An 11942-nucleotide genomic window follows, 5' to 3' on the forward strand; every position below is an offset into this window, starting at 1 on the left:
CGGAACTGGCGGTACCGGTTCTGATGACGGTCCAGGGTTCACTGATGCCGCCGCCGGCGCCGAATCTAACCTCGCCGGATAACGGCGCGACCGACGTCGTTCAACCGGTGATGCTTGACTGGGACGATGTTTCGACGGTGACGCAGTATGAGGTTCAGGTCGATGTTACGGACGCCTTTGATGCGCTCGTGACGGATACGAGCCTGGGTGTTTCGCAGTGGCAGATAACCGGTCTTGACGAGGGTGTGACCTTCTTCTGGCGGGTTCGGGCGCAGAACGCGGCCGGCTGGAGCGACTGGTGCGCCTGCCAGAGCTTCACGACCGAGATCACCTGGGTCTGCGGCGATGCCAACGGCGACGGGCTGACCAATCTGCTCGATATCACCTTCGTGATCAGTTACATTTATCGGCAGGGACCGGCTCCGGAGCCAGTGGCGAGTGCCAATGTTGACGGATCGGGCGGGATTACCATTCTTGATGTCAGTTACATGATTAACTACATCTATAAGGATGGTCCGCCTTACAACTGCCAGTAACGAGACGATTACAACAATAACAGCCGGGGATGGAGCCGCCACCTCCATCCCCGGTTTTAATGAGAGGACAAAAAAAATTAAAGACGGCCAGTAAGAGCGCCGTCGGTTAACCCCACATTTATTTGTCCGATAATAAGATAGGATGAATTGTAAAGCGAACAATTATTGACTGGATAATGGGGTATTTTATTTTACGATATATATAGATACATCCGTAATATGGATGAGTTTTGGAAATATGAAATTATGAAGAATTACTTATAATAGTTTGAGGATACCGCGGTGAATAAACAGGCCATCATAATTACTCTTCTTTCATGCTTTCTTCTTTTTGCCCTTGCCGCCCAAGGCAGTGAGACATATTTCAAATTTAAGATCGACTCGCCAAAAGAAATAAGCAGGCTTACCAAAATTATATCAATAGACAATGTTAAAGATAATATCGTCTATGCCTACGCCAATGACCGGGAGCTTGAAAATTTTAAACAACTCGGAATCGAGTTTGAAATTCTTCAGCATCCGGGGACACTGATTCAGCCAGAAATGAGTTCCGATAAAGCGGATATTCAGGAATGGGATTCATACCCGACTTATGAAGGTTATGTCAGCATGATGAACCAGTTCGCCGCTGATTATCCTTCGTTATGCCAGATTGTGAATGCCGGAAGCAGTGTTCAGGGGCGCAGTATCCTCTTTGCAAAAATTTCGGACAATGTCGGAACCGAGGAAAACGAACCGGAAGTCATGTTCACCAGCTCGATGCATGGGGATGAACTGACCGGATTTGTCCTGACCCTTCATCTGATTGATTCTCTTTTGAGCGCCTACGGCAGCGATTCATTGATAACGCGCCTGGTGGATAGCTGCGAAATCTGGATAAACCCGGCCGCCAACCCTGACGGCACCTACCATGGCGGGAATAGTTCTGTTTATGGCGCCACCAGGTATAATGCCAACAGCGTCGATCTGAATCGGAATTTTCCCGATCCCCAGGACGGTGATCATCCCGATGGCAATAGTTGGCAGCCGGAAACGATAGTCATGATGAATTTTGCCACGGCGCACAGTTTTGCCATCTCGGCCAATTTTCACGGAGGGGCCGAGGTGGTCAATTATCCCTGGGATACCTGGTCACAATTGCATGCGGACGACCAATGGTATTATGATATCAGCCGCGATTATGCCGATTCGGCGCATTATTACAGCCCCAGCGGTTATTTGAATGATCTGAACAACGGCATTACCAACGGTTATGCCTGGTATGAAGTGGATGGCGGCCGCCAGGATTACATGAACTACTGGCGCGGTTGCCGCGAGGTGACGATTGAAATTTCAAGTGTCAAGCTTTTGACCGCCAGCCAGCTTCCGGCTCATTGGAACTATAATCGGGTCTCCTTTCTCAACTGGTTCGAAAATGCTCTTTATGGTATCCGCGGAATCGTGACCGATTCTGTATCGGGTCTGCCGATCGCCGCGACTGTGACGGTGGTCGGTCATGATATCACCAATTCGCAGGTCTATACCGACCCCGACGTCGGCGACTACCACCGCATGATTGAAGCCGGGACATATACATTGGATTTCAGTGCCCCCGGATATACCACCAAAACGATCTCGAACATAACTGTGACCGATAATAATGCGGTCGTGATCGATGCCGCTCTGGCGCCGCTTACAGCCGATCCGGTCATAGTATTTAACAGCCAGACCGCCGGCGAAGCCGGTCCGGGCGATACCGTCACTTTTAATATTCAGCTAAAAAACAATGGCGGGGGTAATGCTTATAATACCAGCGGTCTGCTGGGAATCGATGACAGTTATATCACTGTCAGCCAGCCGAGTTCCACTTATCCCACAATTTCGGCACAGGGCGGCACCGCCACTTCGAATTCTGCATACCAATTTATAATCGCTGAGGACAGCCCGGATCTCAGAAATGTCCAATTTTATATCGATGTTACCGCCGATGGCGACTATTCCGACCGGCTATATTTTGACTACTTCGTAGGCAAGAGGTCGGTAGCCTTTTACGATGATTTTTCATTCGATCAGGGCTGGACCGGCCTTGGCGGTTTGGGCGAATGGACCATCGGTCCTGCCACCGGCGGCGACGGCGGATCGGGTGCCGGCGATCCCTCGCTGGATCATACCCCCACCGGCGACAACTACCTGCTCGGCAATGACCTCACCCTTGCCGATGGCTCCTACAGCGCTTCTCTGGGGACCACCTACTGGGTGACTTCCCCCTACCTCGACTGCACCAACTTAACCGGTGTTCAAATTTCATTTTTCCGCTGGCTGGGAGTGGAAAGCAGCACCTATGATCATGCTTATTTTCAGGCTTATAACGGCTCCGGCTGGGTGACTCTTTATCAAAACGGCGGAACCCTTGATGAATCCTCATGGAATCAGCAGTCTTATGATCTCTCGGCATTGGCCGATGCCAACCCCAATTTTCAGGTTCGTTTTGGAATCGGGCCGACCGATGGTTCGGCTCAATATTGCGGGTGGAACATCGATGATATAAAAATCGAAGGTTATGGCGAAGTCGCCTCCGGTGCACCGGTTCTGGCGATACTGCCGTCCGAACTTGCCGACACGCTGCATCTCGGCGACATTATTATCGATACACTAAAAATATTTAACAACGGCGACGCGCTGTTAAGAATACGCTTCAATTCGTCCAATACCTGGCTGAGCTTTAACGAGGATCAACAGAATGTCAATCCCGGCGACAGTCTGCTCCTTCCGGTCACGATCAATTCCACGGGGCTTCCCACCGGCGACAATGTCGGAAACATCGGCTATACCAGCAACGACCTGAATAATCTTTCGGGAAGTATTTCCGTCAATCTGCATATATATGCCCCGGATATTCAGTTTCCGCAGACATCGATCGCGGAAACGCTTCCAAGCGGGGAACAGACCTCGCAGGAATTTATTATCAATAACAACGGTCCGGGCCGATTGGACTATGAAATCAGCCGGCTGATGTTCAGCGGCAAATCGACTGAGACCACGGCCGCAAAATCACTGGCGGCGGAACCTATTGGCTATTTTGCCAATGATCCTGACCGCCCCGGCGACATCGCGCCGGTTTTCAATACGGCCGATAAAGGCAATGGCGGTCCCGACAACTGGGGACATATCTGGGTCGATTCCGATGATCCTTCCGGGCCGGCTTATGAATGGGTTGATATTGCCTCTGTCGGCACTGAGATTATCGGCTTCGGCGATGATGATTCAAGCGCCGCACTTCCGATCGGCTTCGAATTCCCCTTCTACGAAAACAGCTACTCGACTTTGCACGTCGGCTCCAACGGCATCGTGACTTTCGGCGGCGGTTCGACCTCAAGAACCAACACCATCCTCCCCTATAATGTCGTACCTAATAATCTGATTGCCCTCTGGTGGGACGATCTGGATCCCCGCAAGGGAGGAAATATCTACTATTATTTTGATGCCGCAAATCAGCGTTTTATCGTCAGCTTTGTGGATATGAAAAATTACTATTCCACCACGGGAACCGGTTCGCTGAATTTTCAGGCAATTCTTTATCCCAACGGTCAGATCATACTGCAATATGGTATCATGAATCCCGGCGCCGATGCCGCCGGATTATCCGGTGCGACCGTTGGCGTCGAGAACAGCGGCGGCAGTGACGGCCTTAGTGTGGTCTTTGACGCCGCCTATATGCATGACAATCTATCGATTCAACTATTGGCGGCCAATTGGCTTTCGGTCTCCCCCGGTTCCGGCACCATTGAACCATACAGCTCGGATACGGTGAACGTCGGTTTTGATGCTACCGATCTGACCGAAGACACTTATGCCGGACAACTGACCATTAACTCCAACGACCCGGACTCGCCCGTGATCGATATACCGGTCACCATGACGGTATCGGGCCAATCAATGCCGCCGGAAACGCCCGGCCTGACAAGCCCCGACAATGGCGCCGTTGATATTTTGCTCCCCGTCATGCTTGATTGGAACGATGCCGCCACAGCCGATTTATATCAGCTTCAGATCGACACCGCGCTATCATTCAGTTCGCCTGTTGACGATACGACGATGTCATTATCGGAGTGCCTGATTTCTATTTTGGATCAGGGAAGGATTTTTTATTGGCATGTCCGGGCTCATAACAGCGCCGGCTGGAGCGATTGGAGTACGACAAGGAGTTTCGAGACAAAGGCCTTATTTATTTGCGGCGATATTGACGGCAGCGGTGCGGTGAATATCCTGGATGTTACCTCGCTGATTAATTATCTTTATAAAGGCGGCGCGGAGCCTGATCCGGCAGAAGCCGGCGATGTGAATAATTCCGGCGGCCTCAATATTCTCGATGCCACATATCTGATAAGCTATCTTTATAAGAGCGGCCCGGCACCGTATTGCCCTTAATTTAAGTATGAAATAATAAAGGATTACATAATTCCCAGCCCTGATATTTACTTCAAGGCCCAATGCAAAAGGGACAGCCGAAAGGCTGTCCCTTTTGTTTTGCTGTGTATGCTCAGCTATTGATGAGTCGGTGCCGCACCACCTTTATACAGGTAATTGATCAGCCTTGACAGATCCAGAATGTTGGTAGTGCCGTCACCATTGGTGTCAGCAACTTCCGGAATCGGTCTCGGCAGAGCACCGCTCTTGTACAGGTAATTGATCAAATAAGTCACATCAAGAATGTTGATGTTGCCGTCAAAATTGATATCACCCGACTTATGACCAACCATGGTCAATGAACCGGCCTGACTCCACGGCGTTGCGCCGGCAGTGAATTCACCGGTTACAGTAAAGGTGTAGATATCTACATCCCAAAGCAGCGGGTAACAGTCAATGAATTGCGGCATGTTGCAGGCAATCTTCATTACTTCACCGGTGAAGCCTTCATAGCTGGGAAGGATTTCCACCGTCTCCGGGGTCATGGTTGCGACCGAACCGCTGACTTCAAGCGTCGTCACATCGATTTCGGACACGACATGACCGCCGCCGGCGAAATCACCGCCCAGGAAGATATTGGCCTCCATATCTCCGCCATAGACATACTTCATCAGGGCGTAGATTGGGGCCGGTTCAATAGTGATAGTGTTATTGCCTGTTTGGCCGACTTCAATAGTCACCGGAACGACATCGACGCCCTTCAGACCTGTATGTGAAATAATCAGGTCTGCCGTATAGACGCCATCATCCATTCCGGCGGTATTGTAACTGACCGTAACCGGAAGCGTTCCGTTACCGGGAACTGTTCCCGAAGTCGGGGCAGCGCTCAGCCAGTAAATCGGGGGCTCACCGGCATCACAGGAGGCGGTGAACCAGTAGCCATTACCGGAGCCGCAGGGGCTTCCTGTAAATTGCTGATGGCTCATAAACAACCAGTAAACTCCCGGACCACAAGTCTTGGTGACTGAAATTACATCGTTCGGGTTGCCGGTGGCATACGGATTAAGTGCCGAAGCCAGAGCGCAATCGGACGTATCGACAAAACCGATTACCGCGAGGAATTCGGCTTTGGCGGTAATTGTCACCGGACCGGTTTGATTCATGGTCAGGAGGAACCAGTCGGTATCACGAGTATCGCCATCCGCCCAGACGGTTCCGCAAATAGTGTCGCCGCAATTGATTGGTTCGTAAGCGGGAACCACCATATTGCAGCCGCCGTTGGTGTCATCACCGCAGGCTTCGCTTTCGGCAATACCACCGGGCGGACATTCGAACGGCAATGGCGGAGCATGTGTCACCGCATTGATGACATATCCACCAGAACTTGATCCATAGCCGTCAACAACGATGTAATAGGTGTTACCGGGTGTTACATCGACATTGAATAACGCCGAGGTATAATCACCCCAGTAATCGTCGTTGCAGGCGATTACGGTGCTGGATGAATTCTCGAAGATATAGATCTTGGTATCATATCCCGAGCCGGCCATATCGACATCAAGTTGTGTGGCTTCGGTCGGAGCAAAGGAATAAACCACGTCGGGCGCGGTCGATCCGGTGTACGGGCAGACTGCGTCGTAATCGTTGGTATATCCTGCTGTCGTTCCGGTACTGCTGAACGGAAACGCTACTATCGGAACGGCCGTTGCGATATTATCTCCGCCCTGCCTAGTGACGTTTTCATCAGGCGGCGGGGCCGGCGGACCGCTGTACGGGGCCTTTTCGGGAGCAGTTACCGAAAGTCTGGTATTCCCCTGATTCGTGCTGAGCCGCTTACCGGTGTAGGAGATATCGATACTGAAATCGACATCCATCGCACCATCGACGGAAAGCGTCAGGGGCATGCTGCCGGTCTCACCTTCGCCGACAAGGCCGAAATCGATCGCGGTCGGATCGGTTGAAAGCTCGGGAGCTTCGCCGCCGACCATAATCGTATAATCTTCGGCTTCACCATAGGATGTTGTACCGCATGGTGCAGGAACTCCGTTATATGTCAGGCGGACGCGCATTAAAGTACTGCCCAGAACGGCATCCCCGGGAACCACGACGGTTCCGGTATATGGGCCGGTACCGCTTGAAACATCAAGAATCACCGTTTCAGTAGCAAGATCAAAACAGAAATCCTGGTTCCAGTCAATCCAGACTCCGCCATAGTCGGAACTGTAGGGATTGCCGATCGTGATCGTGATCGGATAACTGAGACCGGGAGCCATATAGCCGATCTGGCTCGTGAAATCACCATAGCCCTCGCAAGCCGAGGTATTGTTGATGGTGGAAACGCTTACGTTCTCGATGTATTCATCGCAACCGCCGGAGGCCGCACAATAATTGCTCACTTCGGTGGCCAGAACATTGATCGTGTACGGCCCTTCGCAATATGATGACGGATAACTCGGGTGGTTGGCCAGCACCGGAATATAATAGGTGCCGGCAGGCAGGCAGTTGAAATACATTGTCACATTTCCATCGCCGCCGCAAAGATTCCAATTGGTCGAGCTGGCATATGTTAAGGTGCTTGTGGCACTGCAGGGGCATCCCTGCATTAATATGACATAGACCAGATCGAATGAAGGTGTTGTTCCGCAATAATCAATCGTCACATTCGACATGCCGGTCGTGGTGAAGGCTTCCCAGGCATGACCGTTATCAGCAAATATTGCGGGACACTCGTTGGTGGCATTGGTATTGTCACCGGTGAATGTGGTCGTAACACCCATGGTAAGCGTCGCCGGCGTTACATCTTCACACAGGTCGTTCGCCGGAGGTGTTCCGGTATCCGGGACGATATACAGATTGAAGGCCGGAATACAGGCAGGCGCCGGCCAGGTGTCGATCATCAGGTAATAGATACCCGCATCAAGCGCCACCTCGAAACTCTTCGGGGAACTGCTTGAGCTGGTGACTTTGGCAATACAGTCGCTGGTGCCGGCCGGAAGCGGGCAGACATCACTTATGGCCATACCGGCATAAGTCGTTCCCTGCGGATCAAGCGTAAACGTGTAAGTGCCGGAAGCATCGACATCAATTTCATAAATGATGTCTTCGCCGCCGTCATAAGAACCGAGACAGGTGTTGCTGTAATTATTGTTCCTGCCGCAGGTATAATCGCTGGAAACAAGACCGTCGACGCCGATGTCGTCCGGGATCTTGAGAAGCAGCGGATTGCCGCAGTTGTCGCCGGGATTACCAACGGCCGCGGCAGCAATGGTCAGATCGAAATCGGGAATACAGGTCGGGCTCGGCCAGGTATCGATCATAACATAGTATGAACCCGGCTCAAGATGAATCGCCAGCAGTTTCAGTGTGGCGCTGGTATAACCGGCTGTGGTATATGCAATACAGGTTGCGGCCGGCGGGCATACCGCGCCAATGGCCATACCTATATAATTGGTCCCCTTCGGGTCCATGGTGAAATCAAGATCAACCGCGCTCTCGACATCGAGCCAGTAAATAATGTCTTCACCGCCGTCATAGGAGCCAAGACAGGTTTCGGCATAATCGTTGCCGCGGGCGCAGGTATACTGATTCAGATCAGCATAAGGCAGATCGCCCGGAATCTTGACTTCAATCGGATTGGAGCAGTTGTCGCCGGGTCCTGCCACCGGGCAAGGATTGGTGGCACAATTGAGAGCATCGTCCCAGGCGCCGCCGAGGGCCAGACAATCGACCTCGGTAAGATCATCGCAACTGGGAGCACCCGGATCACCATAACAGCAGCGTCCCACCGGATCGGCCCAGGTTTCGATGGTCAGGTCGAAATCCGGAATGCAATCCGGGGTCGGCCAGGTATCGACAATAATGAAATACGTTCCGGCATTCAATGCAATGGCCGAATCGGAGCTGTACTGGCTGCTGCCGGTGTTCCGATAATAGGTTATGCAGCTGCCGCTGGGCGGAACACAACTGGTACGAATTTCCCAGTACGTCCAGGTGGTGCCGTTCGGATTCATGGTCACTCTGATCTGGACCGGTTCGGTCACCGTCAGTTCATAGACCACATCCTCGCCGCCACCATAGCCGTAGGTGTAACACATGTCCGCTGCGGCATAATCATTGCCGCGGCCGCAGGTGTACTGGCCGGCGTCGGTATAAGGCATATCGCCGGGAAGCGTAACCTGAATCGGGTTGAAACAGTTGTCGCCGGGGCCGGCAATCGGGCAGGCATTGGTGCAATCGGTCGTGCCGTCCCAGATGCCGCCGAGGGTCGTACATTCGGCCTCAGTGATATCGTCGCAACTCGGGGCCAGCGGATCGCCGTAACAGCAGCGTCCGGTGGGAGCCGGGTTGTCGTCGACCGAAATCAAATCGAGCGAGGCCTGGGCGCCATCGACACCAACATAGCGGAAGCCAAGTTTGAAGTCGGCTACGCCCACATAAGCGGCCAGGCTGACCGTCGTTTCATACCAGGTCCAGCTGGTGAAGAGCCCGTAATTGGCCTCTTCCCAGAGCAAAGTCGTATCATTGCCTACAATGGCATGAACTTCGATATCATAGTTATCATAGGGATCGACACCCCAATAATAGCTCATCAGCCAATGGAATGTGACTTTGATATCGGAAGTCACCGCCGTGAAATCCATTGAAGGCGTTATAAGCCATTCATCCTGCGGTACCAGCAGTTCATCATATTTGCAGTCCGCATAATATGAGCCTGAGTAGGGATTGTAGTCATCCTGGTACCAGGTCATTGTATCGCCGTGGGTGGCTATAAAATCCCAACCTGCCGGCGGTACGGAAACTTCGAAATCTTCCGAAAGGACCGAAGCCTTGACATCACGCAAATCCTTGGCGCTGCCGGCAACGGTGCTGAATTTCGAAGTCAGTCTGTCGATTTCCATTTCTTCATTTGTCGGTTGTTGTTCTTCCTCCCCCACCAACGGGACATATGTGTCCACATGCATATCTTCATCGGTCGGACGGGGATCAGGCGTTATGACATTTGGTGAAACTTGCAGTTCGCTCTGTACGGCACCCTGCTTTTCCTGTCCTGAGGCTGTCAGGAAAACCCCCAGGACCAAGAGGAACGAAAGAACAAGCAACGTGGTAACTTTTGGTCTGTGCATGAACTTACCTCTCTTCTGCAATTAGTTACTCAAGCTGTTTGGGTGAGATTTTTGCTGGATTGGTAAACAGCATATTTTCAATAAAGGGTTATTCTATAGAATCACCTCCTTAAAAAACAATATTTTAGGTTTAAAAACCTTTACAAGTTAATATTAATTCAATCCACATAGCCAAAAGAACTCGGCAAGACTTTCCCCAAGTGTTTATGAAGGAAGATAGCCTGGTATATAGTTAAATTTATTTATTTTAATGCCAAAGTCAAGACAAATTTGACACTGTTTAGACCCTATATACATAAAAAAAACGGCTTCTGAACGGCGAAATCGAAGGACCCGCCAGTTTTTTGAGAATTTTGAAAGACGTGTTGATTACGGAGAGTTTTTACAACGGATCAATTCATGTTTTTGCCAAAATTTTATGCCGGGGAATTTTAATTAATTGACGGCTTTTTTAATGTTTTGGATTTTTGACTGTTTTGAGCGGCCTTGAGTGACTTTTTGACCCAGGCGGCCAGGATTGTCGGATCTTCAAGAACATATTCCGGGACTTCATGATAACTCATGGAATATGATTTATCTCCGAACGGCCTGAAGGGCCCATATTGGCCTCTTCATAATCTCCGCGATTTTCCTCATTAACCTTGAGATATACGTATTGTCCGCAGCCAAAGCAAAAGGCAGTCGGTCGTAGAATATGCCCAGCCCCCCAAACATTTTCCGCCAGCGTACCGGCACAACCCGCTGGAGTCTTTCAACTATATATTCTCTGTATTCCTCGGTCACCGGCGTAATCGCAAAACCTCCCGCCATGGACTATTTTCTCAGGAGCATAATTACTTCATACGCCTGCTTTTGATTATATTCAAAGGCAATTCTGCGGAAAGTGATTACATCGATAATCGTCCCGATACCGCAAATTCCCGCAGTCAACAGGTAAATCAGTCCCAGACCCATTTGCTCCACGAAAAATCTCTGAATGCCGGCAATTCCCAAAAAACCAAGAATTGTCAGCAGAAGGACTGTTTGAGGATCTTTCCTCCTTACCCTGTAAATTGTGGCAAATCTCTGAGTCGTATCATCATCAGTATCCCTGAGCAGTGATTGTATGTAAATCAGTTCATCGCCCTGAATCTCGGGCAGTAATTGAAACACATCGGCCATAGTGACCTCCCGGTTTATGCTTAATATTAACTTTTGACTTGTACAGGAGAGTAAATATACGGAATAAAATAATAATCAATACGAAAATTCCCAGGGGATGCGAACTGAATGAAGATGCCGGATCGCCCCGATAAATGTATGCTATTGAGCGCCCCAATCCGCAGCCCGGGCAAAACTCAAGACCCAAGTTACTGAACAGGCACAGCGTGAAATGCTGCTCGCTTTCGGGATTGACCAGCAACAGAAGCCCCAGCGCCAGAATCCATAAGATGGCTTCCGGCTCTATGGCCCTGATAGCTTTGAAAAACGCCTTAATTCCGGCTATGTTGTTATTTTTCATATTGTGAACTGCAAAAACATATTTCAAGAGATCATCAATTCAGTAAATCCGGCCATCCTTAAGACGGCTCTTTTTGCGGCTTTGTTTCGACCCGGCACGCAGCAGACACTCGCTTTGGCATAATCAGAGAAACTCATTTATCACAAAAAAACCCTATTTTCTGTCAGATATACTGCGCTTAATTATTAATATTCAGGTGCTTGCAGAATTTATTAAATCTTCGAACCAGTTGCCTCACTTACTCTTTGAAAAGTATGTAATATTATGCATATCTTTGTGATTTAAATTGCATTTAATAGTGTCAATTTTGTTGTCATTCTGCACATTTTCAAATAACAGCATCGGTTTCTTTGTGTAAATATTAAATATAAAATTTTATAAGTCATTATATGACAA

The 11942-nt window shown here is 50.2% G+C and carries 6 protein-coding genes; 2 read left to right on the forward strand and 4 right to left on the reverse strand.

Translation table 11 applies throughout. The features are described from left to right. Both CVT49_08635 and CVT49_08640 read left to right on the forward strand, forming a co-directional pair. On the forward strand, positions 1–536 hold a 536-nt coding region (locus CVT49_08635), incomplete at its 5' end, for a hypothetical protein (GenBank protein ID PKK83369.1). A gap of 282 nt (positions 537–818) precedes the next feature. Beyond that, complete coding sequence (locus CVT49_08640) at positions 819–4943, forward strand: hypothetical protein (GenBank protein ID PKK83370.1); 4125 nt, start codon at positions 819–821, stop codon at positions 4941–4943. 116 nt (positions 4944–5059) lie between these two features. On the opposite strand, the gene CVT49_08645 is transcribed toward CVT49_08640, so the two are convergent. The 4 genes from CVT49_08645 to CVT49_08660 all read right to left on the reverse strand — a co-directional run bounded on the left by CVT49_08645 (position 5060) and on the right by CVT49_08660 (position 11546). Then, the gene (locus CVT49_08645) at positions 5060–10045 is read right to left on the reverse strand and encodes a hypothetical protein (protein PKK83371.1); all 4986 of its coding nucleotides are present in this window, start codon (positions 10043–10045) and stop codon (positions 5060–5062) included. Between the two features lie 573 nt (positions 10046–10618). Beyond that, complete coding sequence (locus CVT49_08650) at positions 10619–10855, reverse strand: hypothetical protein (GenBank protein ID PKK83372.1); 237 nt, start codon at positions 10853–10855, stop codon at positions 10619–10621. Positions 10856–10858: 3 nt separating this feature from the next. Then, on the reverse strand, positions 10859–11206 hold the full coding sequence (locus CVT49_08655; GenBank protein PKK83373.1) for a hypothetical protein: 348 nt from the start codon (positions 11204–11206) through the stop codon (positions 10859–10861). Then, positions 11163–11546, reverse strand: a complete 384-nt coding sequence (locus CVT49_08660; protein PKK83421.1) for a hypothetical protein — start codon at positions 11544–11546, stop codon at positions 11163–11165. The genes CVT49_08655 and CVT49_08660 overlap by 44 nt, the downstream gene beginning before the upstream one ends. Positions 11547–11942 lie beyond the last annotated feature (396 nt).

It is taken from the genome of candidate division Zixibacteria bacterium HGW-Zixibacteria-1, assembly GCA_002838945.1.
In the GTDB taxonomy this organism is placed as follows: Bacteria; Zixibacteria; MSB-5A5; order GN15; family PGXB01; genus PGXB01.